The 23,089-nt window shown below is 66.9% G+C and carries 22 protein-coding genes; 21 read left to right on the forward strand and 1 reads right to left on the reverse strand.

Annotated elements, in window-relative coordinates:
• Positions 1-251: 251 nt before the first annotated feature.
• The 3 genes from ACFMO5_RS10545 to ACFMO5_RS10555 all read left to right on the forward strand — a co-directional run bounded on the left by ACFMO5_RS10545 (position 252) and on the right by ACFMO5_RS10555 (position 2,584).
• A complete protein-coding gene (locus ACFMO5_RS10545) occupies positions 252-1,016 on the forward strand; it encodes a M23 family metallopeptidase (RefSeq protein WP_376792711.1) in 765 nt (254 codons plus the stop codon).
• Positions 1,013-2,107 carry a TolB family protein gene (locus ACFMO5_RS10550; protein WP_376792712.1) on the forward strand — a complete coding sequence of 365 codons (1,095 nt, stop codon included), beginning with the start codon at positions 1,013-1,015 and terminating at the stop codon, positions 2,105-2,107. Before ACFMO5_RS10545 ends, ACFMO5_RS10550 begins: the two co-directional genes overlap by 4 nt.
• 213 nt (positions 2,108-2,320) lie before the next feature.
• The gene (locus ACFMO5_RS10555) at positions 2,321-2,584 is read left to right on the forward strand and encodes a ribbon-helix-helix domain-containing protein (RefSeq protein WP_376792713.1); all 264 of its coding nucleotides are present in this window, start codon (positions 2,321-2,323) and stop codon (positions 2,582-2,584) included.
• A gap of 332 nt (positions 2,585-2,916) precedes the next feature.
• On the opposite strand, the gene phnD is transcribed toward ACFMO5_RS10555, so the two are convergent.
• Positions 2,917-3,849: a phosphate/phosphite/phosphonate ABC transporter substrate-binding protein gene (phnD, locus tag ACFMO5_RS10560; protein WP_376792714.1), complete on the reverse strand. Its 933-nt coding sequence runs from the start codon at positions 3,847-3,849 to the stop codon at positions 2,917-2,919.
• A 444-nt stretch (positions 3,850-4,293) separates the two neighbouring features.
• Between phnD and ACFMO5_RS10565 the strand changes: the two genes are divergently transcribed.
• From ACFMO5_RS10565 to ACFMO5_RS10650, 18 genes are all read left to right on the forward strand, one after another.
• A complete protein-coding gene (locus ACFMO5_RS10565) occupies positions 4,294-5,406 on the forward strand; it encodes a cytochrome c3 family protein (RefSeq protein ID WP_376792715.1) in 1,113 nt (370 codons plus the stop codon).
• A gap of 14 nt (positions 5,407-5,420) precedes the next feature.
• Entirely contained in the window at positions 5,421-6,578 is a 1,158-nt protein-coding gene (locus ACFMO5_RS10570; RefSeq protein WP_376792716.1) for a cytochrome b/b6 domain-containing protein, read from the forward strand.
• A 14-nt stretch (positions 6,579-6,592) separates the two neighbouring features.
• Entirely contained in the window at positions 6,593-8,767 is a 2,175-nt protein-coding gene (locus ACFMO5_RS10575) for a cytochrome c3 family protein (protein WP_376792717.1), read from the forward strand.
• Positions 8,768-8,949: 182 nt separating this feature from the next.
• The gene (locus ACFMO5_RS10580) at positions 8,950-9,366 is read left to right on the forward strand and encodes a cytochrome c maturation protein CcmE (RefSeq protein WP_376792718.1); all 417 of its coding nucleotides are present in this window, start codon (positions 8,950-8,952) and stop codon (positions 9,364-9,366) included.
• Between the two features lie 153 nt (positions 9,367-9,519).
• Positions 9,520-11,526, forward strand: a complete 2,007-nt coding sequence (locus ACFMO5_RS10585; protein WP_376792719.1) for a heme lyase CcmF/NrfE family subunit — start codon at positions 9,520-9,522, stop codon at positions 11,524-11,526.
• A gap of 87 nt (positions 11,527-11,613) precedes the next feature.
• Positions 11,614-12,102: a cytochrome c-type biogenesis protein CcmH gene (locus ACFMO5_RS10590; protein ID WP_376792720.1), complete on the forward strand. Its 489-nt coding sequence runs from the start codon at positions 11,614-11,616 to the stop codon at positions 12,100-12,102.
• Positions 12,103-12,113: 11 nt separating this feature from the next.
• Positions 12,114-12,659 carry a TlpA family protein disulfide reductase gene (locus tag ACFMO5_RS10595; protein WP_376792721.1) on the forward strand — a complete coding sequence of 182 codons (546 nt, stop codon included), beginning with the start codon at positions 12,114-12,116 and terminating at the stop codon, positions 12,657-12,659.
• Positions 12,660-12,765: 106 nt separating this feature from the next.
• Positions 12,766-13,905, forward strand: coding sequence for a hypothetical protein (locus ACFMO5_RS10600; RefSeq protein WP_376792722.1), 1,140 nt, complete (start codon positions 12,766-12,768; stop codon positions 13,903-13,905).
• 248 nt (positions 13,906-14,153) lie between these two features.
• Complete coding sequence (locus tag ACFMO5_RS10605; RefSeq protein WP_376792723.1) at positions 14,154-14,504, forward strand: hypothetical protein; 351 nt, start codon at positions 14,154-14,156, stop codon at positions 14,502-14,504.
• On the forward strand, positions 14,501-16,231 hold the full coding sequence (locus ACFMO5_RS10610) for a c-type cytochrome (RefSeq protein WP_376792724.1): 1,731 nt from the start codon (positions 14,501-14,503) through the stop codon (positions 16,229-16,231). The genes ACFMO5_RS10605 and ACFMO5_RS10610 overlap by 4 nt, the downstream gene beginning before the upstream one ends.
• A gap of 40 nt (positions 16,232-16,271) precedes the next feature.
• Complete coding sequence (ccmA, locus tag ACFMO5_RS10615; RefSeq protein WP_376792725.1) at positions 16,272-17,882, forward strand: heme ABC exporter ATP-binding protein CcmA; 1,611 nt, start codon at positions 16,272-16,274, stop codon at positions 17,880-17,882.
• Between the two features lie 389 nt (positions 17,883-18,271).
• Positions 18,272-18,970, forward strand: coding sequence for a cytochrome c biogenesis protein (locus tag ACFMO5_RS10620; RefSeq protein ID WP_376792726.1), 699 nt, complete (start codon positions 18,272-18,274; stop codon positions 18,968-18,970).
• Between the two features lie 157 nt (positions 18,971-19,127).
• A complete protein-coding gene (locus tag ACFMO5_RS10625; RefSeq protein ID WP_376792727.1) occupies positions 19,128-19,286 on the forward strand; it encodes a CcmD family protein in 159 nt (52 codons plus the stop codon).
• Positions 19,273-20,082, forward strand: a complete 810-nt coding sequence (locus ACFMO5_RS10630; protein WP_376792728.1) for a cytochrome c biogenesis protein CcdA — start codon at positions 19,273-19,275, stop codon at positions 20,080-20,082. The genes ACFMO5_RS10625 and ACFMO5_RS10630 overlap by 14 nt, the downstream gene beginning before the upstream one ends.
• Entirely contained in the window at positions 20,075-20,626 is a 552-nt protein-coding gene (locus tag ACFMO5_RS10635) for a peroxiredoxin family protein (protein ID WP_376792729.1), read from the forward strand. Before ACFMO5_RS10630 ends, ACFMO5_RS10635 begins: the two co-directional genes overlap by 8 nt.
• A 26-nt stretch (positions 20,627-20,652) precedes the next feature.
• Positions 20,653-21,024: a hypothetical protein gene (locus ACFMO5_RS10640; protein WP_376792730.1), complete on the forward strand. Its 372-nt coding sequence runs from the start codon at positions 20,653-20,655 to the stop codon at positions 21,022-21,024.
• A 51-nt stretch (positions 21,025-21,075) separates the two neighbouring features.
• Entirely contained in the window at positions 21,076-22,053 is a 978-nt protein-coding gene (locus ACFMO5_RS10645) for a response regulator (RefSeq protein ID WP_376792731.1), read from the forward strand.
• The gene (locus tag ACFMO5_RS10650) at positions 22,050-23,075 is read left to right on the forward strand and encodes a BMP family protein (protein ID WP_376792732.1); all 1,026 of its coding nucleotides are present in this window, start codon (positions 22,050-22,052) and stop codon (positions 23,073-23,075) included. Before ACFMO5_RS10645 ends, ACFMO5_RS10650 begins: the two co-directional genes overlap by 4 nt.
• Positions 23,076-23,089 lie beyond the last annotated feature (14 nt).

Here is a 23,089-nt window from a genome sequence, read left to right on the forward strand (position 1 = left end):
GCGCGATCCAAAGGATCGCGCGGGGTGCCCGTTGGCCTGTGGAGATTCCTCTGGCGGCGGAACGGGTCACCAGGCCCGGTCGACGAGCTATGGGTCGATGAAGCAGGAAGGGACCGGTCATCTGTGGAACCCCACGGGGTAAAATAGATGACGATGAGTCACGGAACGGGAAAACGACGCCCAGCGGATCCTGAGGTCGCTGGGTTAGGAGAATGCGCGCTGGCTGAGAACAATCCCCGGGGGCAGTGCGTATGAAACCGATGCTCCGCTACCACTGGTGGATGAACATTGCGATCGGGGGCTTCGCCCTGCTGATCACGGGCGCGTTCGCGGATCCCTCGCTCTCCGCATCATCGTCCCAGGTTCCGCCCCCGACGTCATCGCAAGCCTTGCAGGAGCGCCCTTTCGGCCTGCCGTTTGCGGAGCCCCCCGGCCCGAGCACTTGGTTGATGGTCCAACCGTATGGGAACACAGTCGGTGCCTTCCGACAGCGGAACACCACTTATCGGGCGGGGCAGGGGCTGCACTTCGGGATCGACCTCGCCGCGCGCTGTGGGACGCCGATCGTTGCCATCGGAGATGGGGTGGTCAGCGAGGTGGACGCGGCCTTCCATGGCGCCGGGCCCCATAACCTGATGATCGACCATCCGAACGGCTACGCCTCGTTCTACGGCCATCTCCTGGAGCGCCCCGCCCTCTCGCCGGGACAGCCAGTGCGACGCGGCCAAGTGATCGCCAAGGTCGGGGATCCGGATGGAACCTGCCGCTCCCGGCCGCATCTGCACTTGGAGATCCGGGATGCGCCGGCTCACCGCCGGGCCTACAATCCGGTGCTGCTCATCGAGGCCGACTGGGATTCCCTGGCCCTGGTCGGTGGGTTCAGCCGGGGCTTCCAGCGCGATCTGACAGATCCCCGGCGGTGGCAGTTCCTGGAGGACCAGCCGGAAGTGATCTTCGGTGGACCCCTGCTCAACGATTTCGCGGTGCCGTGGCCGCCGGAATGGAGGGCCCCATGAGGTGGCTGGTCGGATGGATCCTGTTGGTCGGGCTGGTGGGAGCGGGTTGCGGGGGCCAGCGCCTGTCGCCGGAACCACCGACACCTGCCCGGCCGGCCTCGCCTACCTCGGATCCAACCCTTGGGAACCCAATGCCGACTCCGGTTTCCTCCCCCTCGCCGACCCCGGGCCCGCGCCTTTGGCGGCTTACGGCCAACGGCTGCTGTGTCCAGCCTTTCTGGTCGCCCGATGGTCAGGAGGTTTGGTTCCTGGACCGGCCGGATCCACAGGCCCCGGCGGGCCTTTGGGGGATTCCGGCCACAGGAGGGACACCTCGTCTGATCACCACCCGCTTGGGCATCTTCTCGCCGGACTACCGGCGGCGGGCCTATCCGGAGGCAGGCCAAACCATCATCGAGGATCTGGAGACCGGAGTGCAGTGGGTGGCCCCCAGCGGGGGGCGGGCGGTCGCCTTCTCGCCGGATGGGGAGTGGATCGCGTGGGAAGAACACGCGGCCGAGGCCCCCAGCCTGGATCGGCAGGTCACTACTTTGTGGATCGCCCGGGTGGATGGCCGGGAAGCCCGCCCGGCCCTCCAGCTGCTGGGGGGTGGGTTCGCGGGGTGGCTCCCGGATGGGCGGCAGGTCCTGGTGATCACTCGCGAAGCCCCTGGTCTGGATCCCCTCCTGGCGGTGGTGGACCTGCAGGAGGGATCGCTCCGACCGATCGCCCGAGGGGAGCGCCTCCGGGGCGTTCAGATCTCCCCGAAGGGAGGGTGGGTGGCTTATCAAAGCCTGTTCTCCGCCGATCCGGCCCAGAGCGGGCTCTGGGTTGTGCGCGCCGATGGGACGGGGAGCCGACGGCTTCCGGTGTTCGGGGCTTACCGGTGGCGGGCGGAGGGGCGCCTGTTGGTGGTTCCCATGGAGCCGGGTGCCCCCAGCCATCGCGTCCTCGAGGTGGAAGCCGCCACCGGCGCGATCCGCTCGTTGACAGATCCCGTTACGCTTCCCTTCCGCATCGCGGGTGGCGATTGGGCCCTCTCCCCGGATGGGCGGCGGATCGTCTTTGTGTCGGCGGAGGATCACAATCTGTGGGTCCTGGAGCTGCCCTGAAGAGATCCTGGCGAGGAGGAGGCGCCTGCCGACGTAGTGCCGGCCTTTTCAGGGGAGATGGGAGAGAGGGGCCATCCCCTTCTTCGCTGTTATGCCGTCTTTGTTAGAACTTTGAAAAGCCCTGAAGTCCAACGGAAGAGTTCGCCGGTTTTCTGTTTTGGGTTATCATTCCCTCACAAGTGATGGGATGATAACAACCATTCGGATCCGGAGATGATCCGAACGCAGATCCGGTTGGAAGAAGCACAATATCGTGCGTTGAAAAAACTGGCGGCGCGCCAGCAGGTGTCTGTGGCCGAGCTGATCCGCCAGGCAGTGCGGGAATGGCTGGAGAAATCCGGGGCGGTTTCCGAGGAAGAGCGCCGTCAGCGGGCGATTGCCGTCGCCGGACGGTTCCGAAGCGGGTTGAGGGACCTGGCTGAGAAGCATGACAAATACTTGGCTCAGATTTACCATGGGGAAGCCCATCCCCGATGAGAATCTTTGTAGATACCTCTGCTGGACATCCGCGCCGCCTTCCCCTTTGACCGCCATTTTGCGGAACAAGGCTTTGAGGTTTTACCGTCTGTCCGAGCTCACCCCCTGGATCCCTCCTCCCCACGGCCCTTGAGGCCGTAGGGAGGGGGGATAACAAGGGCGAGCCGAGCACCTTGGGCGCCTGGCTCGCCCTTGTTATCCTCAGGAGATCAAAACCCAAGATCGAATTTGGATGAAGTACTCTTTGGACTGCAGGGAGGAGGAGAAAACAACCTTTCGGGGGCCACCTTCGTTGGAGCGCTTATTAACGGGCTTGCCTTAAATCCTTAGGATCACGGTGATGGCCCCGTTCCCACGAGCGCCGCCTCTAAACGGCGTACCTCGTCGTACCAGGCATCCTCGCCAGCCACAAAGCGTTCCACACCGATCGCGCGAAGCGCCTGTTTCCCCTCCGGATCCTGATGGGCGTTCAGCAAAAGGTCCTGGATCTCCACTCGAAGGTTCGGGGGAAGCGTGGGAGCGGCTACCACCGGGGGCGCGCCGAATTCCGGCGAGCGCGCGATCACCCGCACCTTCGCCCCCAGCTCGGGCTTCTGTTCCATCAGGAACTGAAAAACCAGGCTATCCACCGCCGCACCATCGGCCACCCCCTGGGCCACGGCCTGGATCGCTCGATCGTGACCGTAAGTAAAGAACGTCCGCCGGAAGAACGTCTCCGGCGTCTCCCCAAGCTGATGCACCAGATATCGCGGGTAAAGATACCCGGTGTTCGAAAGAGGGTCCACAAAAGCGAAAGTGCGGCCTCGCAGATCGGCCATGGTCTGGACGGGAAGATCCGCGCGCACGATCACCCAGGACTGATAAGTCGGTTTCCCGTTCACCACCGGGACGGCCAGCAATGAGAAACCGTGCTCCCGTCGGCCGATCACGTAAGCCCATGTGCAGACAAACGCGATATCCACCTCCCCACGGGCGATGGCCGCGTTCATCGCCGCGTAGTCCCGGCGCTGGACCATCTCCACCGGCCGACCCAGGCGGCGGGCGAGATAGTCGAGCAGGGCCTGATAGGCTTCAGCGGAGCTTTGCGGGGAGAGGACAGCGGCGATGCCGACCCGCATGGGAATCACTTCGGTGCGTTGCGGCTGTCGGATCGGCACTCGTTGGTTGAAATCCACGTAAGGCAACGGCTCGGAAGCCCGCTGGCAGGCGGCCAGACCCAAGAGCAGGATGCTGATCTCCAGAAACCGGATTCCCCGAAGGGCCATCGTGTGCTCCTCTGCGTCGGTCTCACGCAACCTAATTGTAACCTGTGGCGCTCGTTGGATGCTGACCTTCCGAGGCGTCGACGCTTTTTGGATTTCCATGTCAGGAAATCCCCCATCGATGAAATCCGGGAATTCCCCGATACAAATCCTCAGCAAAAAAACGTGAGGGTAAACCCTTGGAATTACCGAGGATTCTGGTCAGCATAAAGATGGTGCATGCTCTTCCCCAATGAGAGGGCTTGGAGGGCTGGCCACTGGGGCTGGTCCGTTCGCTCCAATGACGTGGGGTGCTTGGGGCCTGTGGGGTGAATTCTGAGCTCACGAGGAGGAAAGGGGGAGCCCAATCGCTCCGGATCGGGCTCGCCAAGGCGCAGCCCGCTTCTTGGATAGGCATGGGGGGCCGTTGGCTTTGCGCTGAACCTCCTTGATTCCGGGAGGCGTTCCATGCCGCTTCGAATGCCCTGCCTGGGGGGGCTGGTAGCGCTCGGGGGGCTCTGGTTGGGGATCCTGGGTGGAGTTTCCGGATCCACCCATCTCCCTGCGTCGCCACCGCCGCCTCAGGCCCGCCCGGAAAACGAGCAGGCGTGTTCGAAATGTCATGCGCTTCCGGATTTAATCCGCCCGCTGCCCAGCGGTGAGCTCTGGTCTCTTCGGGTTGATGAAGAGGCCTATAAGCGTTCCGTTCATGGGAAGGAAGGGTACACCTGCGCGGATTGCCATCCGGAGATCACCGGCTTCCCGCACCCGGAGCGGGCCTTTCAGAGCCTACGCGAGGTGCGGATCCAGATGGCAAAGGTTTGTCGGGATTGTCACGAGGAAGAGGCCACCGCGTATGATGAGGGCCTCCACGCCCAGGCCCTGCGGGAGGGGCGCTTGGAGGCGGCGGTCTGCACGGATTGCCACGGGGCCCATGAAACCCGCGCCTTCGACGGACAAAAGGGGCGGATCGCGGCGACATGCCGAGGTTGCCATTCGGAGATCTACGAAGTTTACCGGAACAGTGTTCACGGTGCCGCCTTGCTGAAAGAGAACAACCCCGATGTCCCGGCGTGCACGGATTGCCACGATTACCATCGCAACGCCGGCCCCACTCGGGAGGGCTTTCATCTCTTCTCCCCCCAGCTGTGTGCGAAGTGCCACACGGACGAACAGTTGATGGCTCGTTACGGGATCCGGACCGGCGTCTTTAACACGTATGTGGCGGATTTCCACGGCACGACGGTGGTGATCTTTGAGAAGATCGCCCCGGATCAACCGGTCAATAAACCGGTCTGCGTGGATTGCCACGGGGTGCATAACATCCTGCCGCCCACCGATGAGAACAGCACGGTGCTGAAAGCGAACCTCATCAACACCTGCCGGCGTTGCCATCCGGAGGCCGATCTGAACTTCCCGGACGCTTGGATGAGCCATTACGAGCCGGATCCACAGCGCACGCCCGTGGTCTTCGCGGTCCAATGGTTCTACAACATCCTGATCCCCACCACGGTAGGTGGGATGCTGCTTTTTGTCGGCACAGATGCCTGGCGGCGCTGGGCGCGAGGCCGGCGCCCGTGAGGGGGAAGGCGGTCATGGGAGAGCGGGATCAAATCTATCGGTTCTCTTTGCTGCGGCGGATCGAGCACGGCGTCCTCATGGTCGCCTTCGTGGTGCTGGCGGCGACCGGATTGCCGCAGAAGTATCCTCAATCCCCTGTCTCCCTCGCGCTGCTCCAGGCGATGGGTGGCCTGGAGAACGCCCGGATCATCCATCGGGCGGCGGCCATTGCGCTGATGCTGCTGGCGCTGGAGCACATCGGATCGGCGCTTTACGACCTCTATGTGCGTCGGGTCCCGCCCAGCATCCTGCCGACCCGGGAGGATCTCCGGAACGCGTGGCGGGCGTTGCGCTATAACCTCGGGCTGACCGGCTCGCCGCCCCGTCAGGGGTGGTTCACCTTCCAAGAGAAATTCGAATACTGGGCCTTGGTCTGGGGGCTGCTCATCATGGGCCTCACGGGGTTCATGCTTTGGAACCCCATCACCACCGCTCGCTTCCTGCCCGGGCAATGGATCCCAGCGGCGAAGGTGGCCCACGGATCGGAGGCCCTGCTGGCAGTCCTCGCCATCCTGATTTGGCATGTCTATCACGTTCATATCCGACGTTTCAATCGGAGCATGTTCACCGGCTATCTGAGCCGGGCGGAGATAGAGGAGGATCATCCCCTGGCCCTGGAAGCTCCCCCGCGCCCAGCCCCTCTGGATCCGCTGGAGGCCCGCGCCCGCGCCCGGCGGTTTTGGGCCGCCTATGGCACGCTGGCGACCCTCTGGTTGGTGGGGATGGTTTGGTTCGTCTCCGGCGAGAAAACCGCGGTCACCTCTCCGGGCCCGATTCCGGACATCGCCCGGGTTCGGGCTTATGCCCCGCTGACGCCCACACCGGTGCCAACCCCCTCCTACCTCGGTCGGGGAGGTGCCGACATCGGTCCTACCTGGGGGGAAGGGATCGGGGCCTTCCTGGAGGAGAACTGTGGCTTCTGCCACGGTCCTCAGCGACGGGAGGGCGATCTGGATCTGACCACTTATGAGGGCGTCTTAAGGGGTGGGAAGTCCGGGCCGGCGGTGATCCCGGGCGCGCCCGGGATCAGCCCGGTCCTGATCTGGACGGCTTTGGAGGATCACCCCGGCCGGCTCCGGGCATCGGAGCGGGCGGCGATCTGGTTGTGGATTCAAAACGGTGCTCCCAGGTGATGACGGAGGTGCCTATGCGCGGAACCGGTTGGAGCAAGTGGAGTGCGCTGGCCGTGGTCGGCCTTCTGTTCGTGGGGATCGGTTGCGCGCCCCGGGCGACGCCCACGCCGACCGTGACGGCGACCCCGGCGGAGGCGACGCCGGTCGCCACGGTGATCCCCGAGGTGCGCGTCCGGGAGATCCCCTTCGAGCAGGAATGGCTCTCCTCGGCCCACGCGGATGCGAAGGCGGAGGCCTTCCGGCACTGGGATCAGGAGAGCCCTCCGGAGATCCCCGTCCAGTGTGCCAAGTGCCACAGCGCCTACGGATTCCTGGACTTCCTGGGGGTGGACGGCTCTCCGGCGGGCGTGGTGGATAAACCGGCGGCCATCGGCTCGGTGATCGACTGCACCACATGCCACAACTCGGCCACGCGGACGATGGATCGCGTGACCATGCCTTCGGGGGTGGAGATCACCGGGCTTGGGCCGGAGGCGCGCTGCATGCAATGCCATCAGGGCCGGGCCTCCAGCCAGGATGTCGAGAAGGCCATCCAGGACGCGGGGGTGGAAGCAGACCAGGTCAGCGAGAAGCTCTCTTTCATCAACATCCACTACTATGCGGCGGCGGCGATCAAATACGGCACGGTGGCGAAAGGGGGCTATCAATACGCTGGCCGGTCTTACGAAGCCCGCTTCGACCATGTGAAGGGGGTCAGCACCTGCACGGACTGCCACGACTCCCACACGCTGCAGGTGAAGGTCGAGCTCTGCAGCACCTGTCATAAGGAGGTCCGGTCGGAAGAGGACCTCCGGCGTATCCGGATGGAAGCCTCGCTGGTCGATTACGACGGCGATGGGAACATCCGCGAGGGCCTGGCGGATGAGATCGCCGGCCTCCAGGAGCTGCTTTATCAGGCGATCCAGGCCTACGCCCGGGAGGTGGCCCGCAAGCCGATCATCTACGATGCCCATACGTATCCTTACTTCTTCGTGGATCTAAACGGCAACGGCGCGGCGGATCCGGACGAGGCCAAGCCGGGCAACAAATACAACGCGTGGACGCCGCGGCTGCTCCGCGCCGCTTACAACTACCAGGTCTCCCAGAAGGACCCCGGGGCCTTCGCCCACGGCGCGAAGTATGTGATCCAGTTGCTGTATGATTCCATCGACGATCTTAACCAGGCCCTGGCCACGCCCATCGATCTCTCGCGGGCCCATCGGGATGATGTGGGCCACTTCGCCGGCGCCTCGGAGTCCTTCCGCCATTGGGATCGTGAGGGGCAGGTGCCGCCGGCGTGCAGCCGCTGCCATACCGCCGAGGGGTTGCCGCTCTACCTGCGGGACGGCGTGTCGATCTCCCAGCCGCCCGCCAACGGCTTCCTCTGCTCCACCTGCCATAACTCCTTGACCGAGTTCACCCGCTACGAGGTCAAGCGGGTCACCTTCCCGAGCGGCGCGGTGATCGACAGCGGCGACCCCAACACCAACCTGTGCATGACCTGCCACCAGGGCCGCGAGTCCAAGGTGAGCGTCGATCGCCTGATCGGGAAGCTGCCGCCGGACCAGGTCTCCGATCAGCTGCGGTTCCTCAACGTGCACTACTTCGCGGCGGGGGCCACCCGCTTCGGCACCCAGGCGAAGGGGGCCTACGAGTACGACGGGAAGACCTACGTGGGCCTCTTCGAACATCACGCGCAGTTCCGCGGCTGCACCGACTGTCACGACGCCCACGAGCTGGAGGTCCGAGCGGAGTTCTGCGGGAAGTGCCACGAGGGCGTGCGTACCCCGCAGGATCTCCTGAACATCCGCCTGCCGGAGACGCCGGACTACGACGGCGACGGGAACACGACCGAGGGCCTGGCGGGGGAGATCGAGACCATGCGGGAGGCCCTTTACCAGGCCATCCAAGCCTACGCCCGCGATCGGATCGGCACGCCCATCGCCTATCATCCGCATGCCTATCCTTACTTCTTCACGGATACGAACGGGAACGGCGTGGCGGATCCGGAGGAGGCCAACCCGCAGAACAGCTACAAGGCCTGGACGCCGCGGCTGCTCCGCGCGGCCTATAACTACCAGTTCGCGACCAAGGATCCGGGCGGCTATGTGCACAACGGCGAATACATCGCACAGATCCTCTACGACTCCCTGGAGGATCTGAGCCGTGCCGTCCCGGTTCCGGCCCTCAAGAAGATGATCCGCCCGTAACCGCCACCCCTCCGGAGGGCCGAGCGACGTGGGGGTGGGGCGGAGGGATCTGCCCCACCCCTTTGTTTGGGTCGTTCGCAGGGGCGTCCTGGCGTCCGTGCTTTTGCATTCGAGCGGGGAGTGGAGGGAATCCGGTTCCCATGTTAGACTCTGAACAGAACGTCTCGAGGCGGAGGTCTTCCATGGGCGTCCGATTTTGGGTGGGAGGGGGATTGCTGCTCATCGCCTTGGGCCTGCTGATCGCCAACGGGCTTCGCAGCGCCTCCCAGTATTATCTGACGGTCTCGGAGCTGAGGGCCCGGGCGGAGAGCCTGCAGGGCCGGCCCATCCGTCTCTCGGGGATCGTGGACGGCGGAACGATCCGCTACGATCCCGAGACCTTTCACGTCGAGTTCGGCCTGGTGGAGCGCGTGGCCGATATCGGGAAGGCCCCACCGTTGAAGGTGGTCTATAAAGGGGTAAAGCCGGACCTTCTGCAGAACGAGGCGCAGGCCATCGTGGAGGGCACCCTCGGCCCGGATGGGGTGTTCTACGCCCAGAACCTCCTCCTCAAGTGCCCGACCCGCTACGAAGAGGAAGCGGCCAAGGGCTCGCGATAAGAGGAGCGAAGCGGCCACCTTTCTGAGGGATTCGAGGACTCTTTGCTCCCTATCCCCTAAATCCCCATTGAGCCCGATAGCTACCGAGGCGGATGTACCGGAGATGGTGGCGCTGGTGCGGGAGGCGTCCCAACGGATCGCGGAGGGGAACCGATGAGCCTGCTGGGCGAGGGGTTGCTGGATCTGGCGTGGGGTCTGGGCCTGGTCGGGATGATCGTCGCGTTTTACGCGGGATGGCGGGAAGAGGCGCGGTGGGCCGAGGTGGCCCGGCGCATCGGTTTGGTGATGGCGCCGCTGCTGAGCCTGACGGTCCTCGTCTTGGAGCTCGCCCTGCTCACCGACGATTTCCGCCTGGTCTACGTCACCCAGGTCTCCCGCCAGACCCAGCCGCTTTTCCTGAAGATCACCGCCCTCTGGGGCGGCCAGAACGGCTCCCTGCTCTTCTGGTCCTGGCTGATGAGCCTCTTCCTCTTCGTCGCGATGGCCCGGGCGGATCGGGTTCCCCGCGATTTGTTCCCTTATATGACCGGGGTGCTGTTGCTGACCCAGACGTTTTTCCTCCTTCTGAACCGGTTCTTCGCCAACCCCTTCGAGACCTTCCCGGTGCCGCCCGCGGATGGGCGCGGGCTGAACCCCCTGCTCCGCCATCCGGGGATGATCGCGCATCCCCCGCTGCTCTATCTGGGGTTTGTCGGCTTCACCGTTCCCTATGCGATCACGATCGCCGCCCTGCTGGCCGGCCGGCGGGATGAAGGGTGGCTTCGCCTGCTCCGGCGGTGGACCCTGGTGGCGTGGCTGTTCCTGAGCCTGGGCCTGCTGGTGGGGGCCCGCTGGGCGTACGACGTGCTGGGATGGGGGGGCTACTGGGGGTGGGATCCGGTGGAGAACGCGGCGCTGCTCCCCTGGCTGACCGGCACCGCCTTCCTGCATTCGGTGATGGTCCAGGAGCGCCGGGGCATGCTCAAGGTGTGGACGGCGCTGCTGATCATCTTAACGTACGCCCTGGTGATCCTGGGGACGTTCATCACCCGCACCGGGGTGATCGCCTCGGTGCACGCGTTCGCCCGCTCCGCCATCGGGGTTCCCTTCTTGATCTACGTGGGGCTGGTGCTGGTGGGTTCTCTCATGCTTCTGGCGGCGCGCTGGGATCTCCTGCGGGCGGAGAACCGGATGGAGTCTTGGCTCTCGCGGGAGACCTTCTTCCTGCTCAACAACTGGCTCTTCCTGGGGATCGCCTTCGCCGTCTTCTGGGGGACGTTCTACCCGATGTTCTCGGAGCTGCTGTTCAACGAGAAGCTCACGGTGGGGCCTCCGTATTACAACCAGGTGACCGGCCCGATGTTCGCCGCCCTTTATCTGCTGATGGGGGTGATCCCCTTCATCCGCTGGCGGCGGACCCCGGGGGCGCCGCTTCGTTTCTCCATCGGCTCCTCCGCTCTGGCGGCTTTGGGCGCCGGGGCCCTCGCCCGCGCGGCGGGGGTTCAGCATCCGTGGGCCCTTCTGGGATTCGGCCTGTGCGCCTTCGCGGGGTGGGGGACGTTGCTGGATTACGCGCTGGGGGTGCGGGCGCGGCGGCGGGCCACCGGGGAGCCGTGGCCTCTGGCCCTGGCGCGGCTGGTGGCCCGGAACCCCCGCCGTTACGGCGGTTATCTCATCCACCTCGGCGTGATCCTGATCGGGATCGGGGTGATCGGGTCTCAGTTTTACCAGCGGGAAACCCAGCGCACGCTGGGGCTGGGGGAATCCTTGGCTTTCGGCGGCTACCGTCTGGTCTATCAGGGGATCCGGCAGTACACGCCGGCGACGGAGCCCGATGTGGTGGTGACCGAGGCATGGGTGCGGGCCTATGACCGCTCGGGCGGGTTGCTGGCGGATCTCTATCCTTACGTGCTGCAATACGATACCGGGGAAACCCTGACGCCGCCGGCCCTGCGGGCCACCCTGAAAGAGGATCTCTATCTCCTGCTGAGCGGCTGGGTGGATGGCGGAAACCGCGCGACGTTCAAGGTCTTCATTAACCCCATGGTCTCGTGGATCTGGATCGGAGGCATAGTGCTGATCCTGGGCACGCTGGTCGCCGTGTGGCCGACGCCGGTTCCTTTGCCGGCCATCGCGGGGGTCGAGCGGCGGCCCGAGGAACAGCCCATGGCCGCTTCATAGGGGGTTTATGGCCCATAGGCGCCATCGGCCCCGGAAATCAAGCGGGCCAAATGCGAGGGAGGCCGTGATCCAGAGGTGATCCCGAAAATGCGCCGATCGGTCGTTCTCGGCCTTGCGATCTGTGTTCTCCTCATCGTGGGGGTTCTGATGAGCGGGGCTCCTGCGCGGGCTCAGCCCCCCACGCCGGCTGTCCCGGACGATGAGGTCAACCGGGTGGCGAAGAACCTGTATTGCCCGGTGTGCGAGAACGTGCCGCTGGACGTGTGCGACACCCCCGCATGCGTCCAGTGGAAAGAGGAGATCCGGACGATGCTGGCCGAGGGGCGGAGCGAAGCCGAGATCATCGATTTCTTCGTCACCCGCTACGGGATGCGCGTGCTGGCCGTCCCACCGCCTCAGGGGATCGGATTGGGGGTCTGGTTGATCCCGGCCATCGGCCTCCCGGCGGCCGGGCTCTGGTTGGCCCTCCGCCTGGCGCGCTGGCGTCGTCCCTCCCCCGCCTCGGAACCTGCATCGGAGCCGGCCTCGGATGAAGCCGTCCGGGCGCTGGATCGCTGGATCCGGGAGCACTGGTGAGGAGGGAGGGCATGGCGCGATGGGGACGATGGGGCTGGTGGATCGGTCTGGGGGCAGCGATCGTCTTCCTGGCTCTGCTGGGCTGGGCTTTCGTGGAGCGCGGGCGGACGGCCCCCGCCCGAGGCCCCGCGCCGGACTTCACGCTCCCGCTCTATGAGGGCTACGACGGCGGGCTCGGGATCCGGGAGTTCCGCCTGCAGGAATGGCGGGGGCATGTGGTGGTGATCAACTTCTGGGCCTCTTGGTGCAAGCCATGTGAGGAGGAAGCCCCTCTCTTGGAGGCGTTGTGGCGGAAATATCGGGACAAAGGGGTGATCTTCGTGGGCGTGGATTATCTGGATGCGCCTTCCGCCGCGTTGAACTACCTGAAGCGCTTCGGGATCACCTATCCGAACGGCCCGGATGTGGGCACCCGGATCTCGCGCCAGTACCGCATCACCGGCGTCCCCGAGACGTTCGTGGTGGACCCCCGGGGTTTCGTGGTCTTCTATAAACCGGCGCCGATCCAGCCCGGCGAGCTGGAGTCGGTGATCGATCCGCTTCTTAAGGCTCCGTGATCGGTCTGAGGGACCTGGAGGCTCAGGCTATGTGGTGCAGTGTCGCATGGGGAGCGATCGGGTGGGTGATGTAAAATTCCCTTGAACTCGACTTGAGGAAGCGCGGATGGCATTCACCGTTCGGGATTTGGAGGATCTGATTCGCCTTCTGGACAAGCATCCGGCGTGGATGGAGGCGCTGCGCCAGCGGATGCTGACCAAGGATCTGTTGGAGTCGCCGAAGACGTTGAAGCGGCTCTCCACTCGGATGGGGAAGGTGGAGAAGGCGCTCCATGCCCTCACGGAGTCGGTCGCCGCCCTAACGGAGGCGCAGCGGCGGCATTATGAGGAGTTTGCCGTCTATCGAGCGGAGACGGATCGACGGTTTGCCGAACTGGCCGAAGCCCAGCGGCGGCATTATGAGGAGCTTGCGGCCTTCCGGGCGGAGGCGGAGCGGCGGTTTGCGGAGCTTCGGGAGGAAGTGGCGGCGGCGCGGGCGGAGGCGGACCGTCGGTTTGCGGAGCTGGCCGAGGCGCAGCGGCGGGGCTATGAGGAGTTCGCCGCCTATCGAGCGGAGACGGACCGACGGTTTGCCGAACTGGCCGAAGCCCAGCGGCGGCACTATGAGGAGCTTACGGCCTTCCGGGCGGAGGCAGAGCGGCGCTTTGCGGGGCTTCGGGAGGAAATGGCGGCGGCGCGGGCGGAAGCTGACCGTCGGTTTGCGGAGCTGGCGGAGGCTCAGCGGCGGACGGAGGAGGCAGTGCAGCGGATGGACCGGCGGCTGGATCACCACGCCGCGGACCTGGGGGAGCTCAAGCCCATCCGAATGGAGCTGACCTTCCGAGAGAAGCCGACCACCGTGTTCCGCCCGCTGCTCCGGCGGGCTGCCCTGCTTGCCGATGCGGAGCTGGGCCAGCGGCTGGAGGAGGCCGTGGAGGCCGGCCGGATCACTGAGGCGGAGCTGAACGATGCGCGGGCGATCGACCTGGTGGTGGAGGGCCTCCATCGGCGGGAGGACCGGAAGCTCTACTTGGCGGTGGAGGTCTCCTGGCAGGGCGGGACCGAGGACGTGCAGCGGGCCTATCGGCGGGCGGCGATCCTTTCCCGCGCCCTGGAGGCTGAGGTGTGGCCCGTGGTGGGGGCCAAGGAGATGACGGCTCCCGCCCGACGGATGGCCCGCCAGCTGGGCGTGTGGTGGGTGCAGGACGGATGGGCGTTCCGGCCGGAGGAAATCCCCGAGGAGCCCGAGGAGGCCTTGGAACTTTGATGAGGTCCGTCGAGGGAAGGCCGCGTGAGGCTTTGGACGTTCGCAGGCGTTTCGAGAGCGCCTCTGCTCCCTAAAAGGGACCGCCTCCACGTGGAGCATCTTCCATTTGCTCCTAAGTCCGCCCGCATCCCGCCGGCCCGATCGAGTGTTTTCGGGGAACCAAAAGGAGCCGCTCGTTTTTCATCCCGCTCCCTATTGGCTCTTTGATCAACTTGACACTGTAACTCCCGTTCAGGGTTCGGAGCCAGATGACGGAGATTCTGGTTGCGCTGATCGTGTTGTTTGGGGTGACCGTGTTGGTTCTCGGATATATCCTGCAACCGCTCCGGGACGCCCGGACCGCTGAGAGGATCCCCGCACGGGCTGCCCTTCAGGCCCAGTATGAGCAGGTGCTGGGCATGCTGCGGGATCTGGAAACCGATTGGCGGACCGGGAAGATCCTGGATGAGGACTATCGCGAGCTGCGTCGGCGCTACCTTCAGGAAGGCGCCGCTTTGCTGCAAGCGTTGCAGGCGAGGGAGGGGAACGTCGATTGGGAGGCCCGGGTGGAAGCGGCGGTTCAGGCCCGCCGAGCTCAGCTCCGGAGGCATCGGCCATGAGCCGGGATCGAGGCCCTTGGCTGGTTCTCGGGCTGGCCCTGGGGCTCCTGACCGGGTGCTCCCTGACGCTGGCGGCTCCCCCTCCCGCGGGGGAGATCCCGTTCCGCACCCAGCCCTGGCCCACCCCTACGCCGGCGCTTCCCCCAACCGGCCTCTCCCTGCAGACCGGCCAATCCCTCTTCCGGGAATACTGCGCCGCGTGCCACGGCCTGAGGGGCGAGGGGAATGGCCCCCAGGCGCCCTCCCTTCGAGCCCGGGTCCCGGACGCCCGGCTGGCGCTGACGGGGAGCCTGGCGACGCGCGAGGCTTCCCTTCGGGACTGGTTCCAGGTGGTCACCCAAGGCCGGATGGAGCGGGGGATGCCGTCCTGGTCGAACACGTTGAGCGAGCGCGAGCGCTGGGCGGTCGTGTTCTACGCGTGGTCCCTCGCCGTCCCGCCGGAGGCCTTGGCGGAAGCCGGAGGCCGTTACCGGGAAGCCTGCGCGGCCTGCCACGGGGAGGACGGGCGGAAGGGGCCGGCGCCCCTCGCCGATCCGGAACGGGTGCTCCAGAGCGCGCCGGCGGCTTGGATCGAGGCCCTGCAGCCGGGGCGGATCGCCGCCCACGCCGAGCTGCGCCCGCTCCCGGCGGACGTTCGGGAGGCCCTCATCACCTATCTGCCCCAATTGGCCTTTTCCGTCGCTGACGGGGAAGCCCTGCAGCCCCCACAGCCGGTGGCCACCGCCTCGGTGAGCGGTCAGGTCCTCAACGGGACCACCGAAGCGCCGGCCGCTGGGGTGACGGTCACTCTGTACGCGATGATCGAGGCCTCGCCGGTCTTTTCCCGGACGGTTCAGACCGGGACGGACGGGGCCTTCCGGTTTGAGGCGGTGCCGATCTATCCGGAGGCCGCTTATCTGCCGGTGGCGGAATGGCAGGAGGTGGCTTACCCCGCCGCCCATCCGCTGACGCTGACGGCCGGCCAGGAGGTCACGCTGACCCTCATGGTTTTCGATCGGACGGCTGACCCGGGCGGCATCCGGATCGACCAGGTTCATTGGATCCTGCAGCCGCTGGCAGATCGCCTGTTGGTGACCGAAGTGTGGGTGTTTTCGAACGTGGGGTCGACCACCTATGGCGGGGCGGGCCGGCCGGGGATGATCTTCCCCCTGCCGCCCGGGGCGGCAAACCTCCAGGTCACGGAAGGGGAGCTCGGGCTTCGCTACCGCCAGGAGGGCGATCGGTTGGTCGACACCGCTCCGCTCCCGCCGGGGATGGGCTATCAGGCGGCGTTCGGATATGAGATCCCGCTCGCGCAAGCGCGGACGCTCACCCTGCGCACGATTTATCCGGTGGACCGATGGAACCTCTTGATCGCGGGAGGCGCGCTGCAGGCCTCCAGTCCCGGGTTGCGGGACCTCGGGGTGCGCACCATCGGCGGGACCACCTATCGCCTTTACGAAATCGACCCGCCGGCCCCGGGCGAGGCCCGAGCGATCGCGTTGCAGCCGCGCACGCCGGTCCCCCCCTGGCTGGCGCCGGCCCTCATCGTCCTGGGCGCCGGCCTGGCGGTGGGTCTGGGGAGGCTCTGGCGGCGGCAAGCGGTGGACCCCATCGACGAGATCGCCCAGCTGGATGAGGCCTATGCGGCGGGGGAGGTCGACGAGGCGACCTACCGACGGCGGCGCGCGGCCCTGATGGCCCGGGCTCTCCGTCAGGGGCAGGCCGGAGGGTCCCGTCCTGGATAGGGGGCGGCGCTGGAGACTTCCGCAGGGTTGCGAGCCCCGTATGGAGCCATCGCCGGTTCTACGGCTGGAACGGGTTTCGAAAGCCTTTGGCCCCCGCTGGGCGTTGCGGGAGGTCTCCCTCTCGGTATGGCCGGGGGAGATCCTCGCCCTGATGGGACCGAACGGGGCCGGGAAGAGCACCCTGCTTCGGGTGGCGGCCACTTTGCTCCGACCGGCCTCCGGCGCCGTATGGGTGAAGGACCGTCGCTGGCCCCCCGATGGGGCGGGGGTCCGGGCGGAAGTTGTCCTGCTGGGCCATCAGCCCTGGTTCTATCCGGATCTCACCGCGGAGGAGAACCTCCGCTTCTACCAACGTTTCTACGGCTGGCCGGAGGACCGATGGGCTGTGCGGGCGGCGCTGGAGCGGATGGGCCTGGCGGAGCGGGCCCATGAGCGGGTGCGCGGGTTCTCCCGGGGGATGCTGCAGCGGCTGGCGCTGGCGCGGGCCCTCCTCGCGCCGACGCCCGTGTTGCTCCTCGATGAGCCGTTCACCGGCCTCGATGTGGAGGGGCTGGAACGGGCGCGGGAGGCCGTGCGGGAGCTGGCGGCGGGGGGACGCGCGGTGGTGCTGGCGATTCACGATCCATCCACCGCGGACCTCGCCCATCGCGTGGTGGTGTTGGTGGGCGGCCGCCTGGTCGCGGAGGGCCCTCCGGCGGCGTTTCACGAGAAAGCCCTCCGGGACCTGTATCGAGGCGGTGTGGGCCCGCCGGGAGCCACGCCCTCCCATCGGTCCGAGGGCCCGTCCGTTCGTCCGAGCCGCGCTCCGGAGGGATCCCCGCGCGCCGTGGGGCGCGAGACGGGGCGAAGCGCGGACGCGGGCGTCCTCTCGATTCCACCGACGCGGAGCCACACAGCCCCCCCAACCGCCCATCCGGCCCGCGCCGCTTCGATAGGGGACGTTTCCCTCGCAACGAGGGAAAAGGGGCGCATGGTGAGCCTCCCCTCCCCGCTTCGGCCGCTGCTGGCGTTGCTTTGGAAGGACCTGCGGGTGGAGGGGCGGGGGCGGGAGACGCTGGCCCCCTTGTTGACCCTGGCCGGGCTGAGCCTCTTCCTGTTCGGAGCGGCCTTCGAGTTGCGTCCGGACCTGGCCCGGGCCTTCGTCCCGGTTTTCCTCTGGATGCTCCTCCTGTTCGCCAGCAGCCTGGGGGTGGGGCGGATGATGGCCTCCGAGATCGATCGGGGGACATGGGAAGGGCTCTTGATGGTGCCGGGGGATCGAAGCCTGCTGTTCTGGGGCAAGGCCGTTGTTCACGGGCTGCTGTTGGTGTTCGTCTTGGTGCTCTCTTTGGTCGCCGCCGGCGTGTTCTTCAATCTCTCCTTGTGGGATCCCGTCATCGTCGCGCTCCTGCTCCTGGGGATCGCCGGGCTGGGCGGGGTGACCACCCTGCTGGCGGCGATGGCGATGGCCACCCGGGCCCGCGAGCTGCTGCTGCCGATCCTGCTGTTTCCGGTGGCGGCCCCGCTGTTGATCGCGGGGATTCAGGGCGTCCGCGCCGTTCTGGAAGCGGACCCCTCTGGGTGGGGGACCTGGATGCAGATCATGATCGCTTACGATCTCATGCTCTTTACAGTCGCCTGGCTGGTGTTTGAGGAGCTGGTCAGCGCGTAACGCTTTATCCGCCTGATTTGAGGTGTATGTCAGTGAAGGGGCAGGTGGTCCCTCTTCTCTTTTTCTCGCTTTAGCGCCCAGTTCGATTTTTGCCAACACCAGCCACAAGCGTTCGGTTCCTCCTGACATTGGACGGCGATGAGCGCCTCTCGCGCATGATTCGGTGCTCGGTTTCCCTTGGCGTCGGAGGGCGGTGCGAGCTCTCCGCAGGGATTTTTGGGGGAACTCGCTCTGAGCCCGACGTTGAGAGAGGAGCACATAGACAAAGCCACGGCGTTTTGTTTAAAATGTAGTCGCCCTGGAGGGCTGTGCTTGATCCCCGTTATGGATTCGGGGGACGGCGGGATTTCAGAACCGCAAGCTTGAACCGCTCCAGGAAAGGGGGATCCATGCGAATCGGGGAGCGGATCTGGGTCGGAGCCACCATCGCCCTGATGGTCCTAGCGACTCTCGCTGTTTTCGTCTATGCGCCTCGCGAAGCGCAGATGGGCGACGTCCAGCGGATCTTTTACTTCCACGTCAGCACCGCGTGGTCCGGCTTCCTCGCCTTCGCGGTGGCCCTCATCGGGTCGATCGCCTACCTGCGGACGCGGGCGCCGCGCTGGGATCAGATCGGCCACGCCGCGGTGGAGGTCGGGCTGATCTTGTTGACCATGGCGATCATCACGGGCTCCCTCTGGGCCCGGCCGGTCTGGAACACGTGGTGGACGTGGGATCCGCGGTTGACGACCACGACGATCACCTGGGTGGTGTATTTGGCGTATCTGTTGCTGCGGAACGCGGTGGAGAACCCGGAGACCCGGGCCCGGTTCGCAGCGGTCTATGCCATCGTGGCCTTCGTGACCGTGCCCATCACGTATCTCTCGGCCCGCCTGCTCCGCACCATCCATCCGATCGTCCTGGGCCCCAGCGTCTCCTCGGAGGCCAAGGGGCAGTTCGGCCTGACGCCCCGCATGGTGCACACGATGGTACTCAGCCTGGTGGCCTGGACGCTGCTCTTCAGCGTGCTCCTCTGGCTGCGCTATCGGGTTCAGCGAGCCCAGGAGGCGCTGGAGGAGATGGAAGCGATGGCGGAGGTGGAGTCTTGAGCACGACGCGCCGTGTAGGGACACCCCTTGCGGATGCCCCATGGGGATCGGGTTGTCCGCATTCGGAAGGCCGTCGTAACCCTTCAGGGAGACCATCCGCTTATGGGATTGAAGCAGGCGCCCGTGGGACCTATCCGTTCATAAGGAGTCGACCTCGATGGGCTATCTGGTCGCGGCGTATTTGGTCTTTTGGGGCATCACCTTCTTTTACGTCCTTTACCTGGTGCGCCGGCAGCGGGCGCTGGAGGAGCGGATCGCCCGCTTGCGGTCGCGGCTGAACCCCGAAGCTCCGGAGGACCGCCATGGGTCCCACTGAAGGGATCGTGGGGGCTCCCCGCTGGCGGACGTTCTCCCACGCCCTGGCCTTCGTGTTGGGGTTCTCTTTCGTGTTCGTCTTCGCCTGGGGTGGGGCGGCGACGCTCCTCGGCCAGATCTTCTTCAACGGGCGGGACCTCCTGGCCGCCATCGGGGGGAGCCTGGTGATCCTGATGGGCCTGGTGGTGCTGGGGGTGCGGATCCCCTGGCTGTACCCGCTGGTGATGTCGGAGTGGCGTCCCCATCTCCAGGAGGTCCGCTCGCTGAGCTACCTGACCTCGGGGATGATGGGGGTCTTCTTCGCCGCCGGGTGGACCCCCTGTATCGGCCCCACCCTGGGGGCGATCCTGACCCTGACGTTCCAGCAGGAGACGGCCGGCCAGGCGCTGGGGCTGCTGGCCGCTTACGCCGCCGGCCTGGGCGTCCCCTTCCTGGCGATGGGGTTGCTGCTGGATCGCGCCCTCGCCGGGATGCGGCGGATGCGCCGGTATCTCCCCGCCTTCCAAGCGGCCAGCGGCGCGCTGTTGCTCCTCATCGGGGGGATGGTGCTGTTGGATGCGTTGCCCCGATTCTTCCCGGCGGTCCGTCTTCCGATCTGGGCGCCCACCTTCACGAACCTACGGATCTGGACCTTCCAGATGGGCCTGTTCCTGGATGTAGGGCCTGGGGCCGGGCTGGGCTATCCGGTGGCCTTCGTGGCCGGCCTGCTCTCGTTTTTCTCCCCCTGCGTGTTCCCGCTGGTCCCGGCCTATCTGGGGTACCTCAGCGGTCGAAGCTTGGGAGGGGCCCATGCGTAAGTTGTGGATCCTCCTCCTGGTCCTCGTCGTTGGGGCCTGCCAGCGGCTTCCGGGAGGGAATCCGGCCCCGGGGGCGTCTGCGCCGGAGGCTTCCACCCCGGTCCCGATGGGCCTCATCACGGGGATCCCGGCGCCGGACTTCGAGTTGGAGCGGCTGGATGGCGGGACGGTGCGGTTGCGGGATCTGCGGGGAAAGGTTGTGTTGCTGAACTTCTGGGCCACATGGTGTGCGCCGTGCCGGGAGGAGATGCCGCTGCTGGCCCAGATCTACCGGGATTATCACCCCCAGGGCCTGGAGATCCTGGGGGTGAACCTGACCTCCCAGGACGACCTCGCGGAGGTGCGCCGGTTCGTCCAGGAGTTGGACATCCCCTTCCCGATCCTGCTGGATCATAACGCCCAGGCGGAGCGCGCCTATCGGATCTTCGGGATCCCCACCACGGTGTTCATCACCCGGGAGGGGATCATCCACCGGGTGCAGGTCGGGATCTTGAAGGGGCGCGAGGACGTGGAGAAAACCCTCCGGCCGCTTCTCAGTCGGTGATCCAAAGGGTTCCGAGGTTTCCGCCCATGGGGACGCTGATCACGCTGCACGATGGGCTCAGCCGGACGATCTTGTTCTTCGTTTCGATCTGTGCGCTGTGGGGGTTTTGGCGTTACCTGCGCGGGGAAGGGGTTCGCCCGGATTTCTGGGGCGCGTTGTGGATTCTAGAGGGGGTGATCCTCTTTCAGGGGCTCCTGGGCCTGGTGATGGTCGTGATGCGGCTCTGGCCGGCCCGCGGCGGTTTACACTTCCTGTATGGGATCGTCCTGGCGCTGGCCCTTCCCCTGGTTTACGCCTACACCCGCGGCCGCGACGGGCGCCGGGAGCAGCTGGTCTACAGCATCGCGCTGACGATCATGGTCGGGTTGACCCTTCGGGCGATCTCCACCGGCGGATGAGGCCGCCCCGCCGGTCGAGGGCCCGGTTCTCGGGCAAAGGAGCGGGAGCGGATGGCGAAGCCTCCCAGCATCCTGGTGGTGGACGATTCGATCGATGCGCTGCAGACCCTGAGCGACATCCTCGGGGCCGCGGGGTACGCCGTGCGGACCGCCCCCAGCGCCGAGCGGGCCTTGCAGATCCTGGAGGGCGCGGCGGTCGACCTGGTGATCACCGACCTGCGGATGGGCGGGATGGGGGGGATGGGCCTCATCCGCCGCCTCCGGGAATCCCAGCCCGATCTCCCCCTCATCGCCCTCAGCGGCTTCGCGGACGCCGGGACCATCGTTCAGGCGTTCCGAGAGGGCGTGGTGGACTTCATCGCCAAACCGTTCACGGCGAGCGAGGTCCTGGAGGCGGTGACCCGGGCCCTGGCCCAACGGCCGGCGGCTCGCCCGATGTCCGCCGCGCGGGGTCCGGCCCCCGGGGTTTCCCATGCGCTGACGCCCGAGCAACGCGCCCGCGCGGAGGGGATCCTGCGCGAGCTCCAGGGGCGGTTGGGGGCGGAGCTCGTGGTGTTGGCGGGATCGGGCGGCGCGCTGTTGGCCGCCCAGGGGCTGGTCGACGAACCGGTGGCGGAGGCGGTGGCTCAGGGGATCGGGCAGGTGGAGGCGCTCCTGGAGCCGCTGGCCGAGGCGCTGGGGGAGCCCGCCTTCGCCGCCCAGGCCTGGGAGGGCGAACGCCGGGCCCTCTACGCCGTCCGGGTGGGGGAAGGACGCTTCCTGGTCGCGGTGGTCCCTCGATCGGTGAAGCCGGGCCTGGTCTGGCTGGAGCTTCGGGAAGCCCTCTCCCGGCTGCGGGCGCTGGGGACGGAACCACCGGGGCCCTCCCCGGAACCCCCTCCGCCGGCGGCCGCCTTGGACGCGGAGGTGCTCTTCGCCGCGTGGGAGGAGCCCCCCTCGCCCGCCGAGGGGGAGCTCCTCAGCTACGAGGAAGCTCGGGCCCGGGGCCTGATCCCGGGGCTCGAGGAGGGAGCGGAAGGCGTGGAATGAGGCGATGGCCCGGGATCTGCCTGGTGGGGCTTCTCCTGATCGCCGGGTGCATCGGGAGGGGGACAACGCCGCGGCCCTCGCTGACCGCGACGCTCCTCCTCGTTCAAGGGGTGGAAGGCGATCAGGGCCCCTTCGAGTTCGCGGCCGCCGGCGCCGCCGCCTTCCGGCGCAGCGAAGGCGTGGACGTCCCCCTGCTCGCCCTGGGGGAGGATCCCATCGCCTGGGAGGGGATGATCCGCGCGGCGGCGCGGGAGCCGGCGCACCGGCTCCTCCTCATCGGGATGGAGGGCCCCGCCCGTCTGGGCCTCGAGCAGGCGCGCCTCTTCCCCGGCAAGCGGTTCGTCCTCCTCGGCCTCGCGGGCTCTGAGGAGATCCCCCCGAACGTGTTGGCGATCGCCTTCCATGATTGGGAGGCGGGATGGCTGGCCGGCTACATCGCCGGCCATCTGGCGGATCCGGAGCGGGGGCGGCGGGTGGGGGCGCTGGCCGGCCCAGGGCCTTCGGCAGCTTTAGAAGGCTACCGGTGTGGGGCGCGGGCGGCCGGGGTGCGGCCGGAGGATCTCCTCGTCGAGCGGGTGGATGCGGATCCGGACCCCGCCGCGGGGTTTGAGGCCGCGCTGCGTCTGTATCAACAGGGGGCCGACATCGTGTTGGGGCTGGCGGGGGGCAGCAGCGCCGGCCTCTTCGAGGCCGCCGCGGCCGTGCGGCGGCACGCCATCGGGTTCGGCATCGATTGGGGGGCGCGGTATCGTATGATGCGCTCCCCGGCGGCCGAGGCCCTCCTGGGCTCAGTGACGCCGGCCGTCGGCGAGGCCGTGCGCCGGGTTCTGCGCCAAAGCCGGCGGGGGGAGCTGCCGTTCGGGGCCCGCTGGACCTTGGGCCTGCGGGAGGGAGGCCTCGAGTGGCGGGGGACCCCCACGTTCTTTCGGATCGCCCCGGCCTGGCTCCAGCGCCAGATCCGGGACCGCGCGTTGCGCCCGGCCCCATGCGGCGGGCCGGGGGCGGCGGGGAGCGGCCGGTGATGGGATCATGTTAA

Origin of the sequence: Thermoflexus sp. (assembly GCF_042408365.1) — a bacterium.
Taxonomy (GTDB): domain Bacteria; phylum Chloroflexota; class Anaerolineae; order Thermoflexales; family Thermoflexaceae; genus Thermoflexus.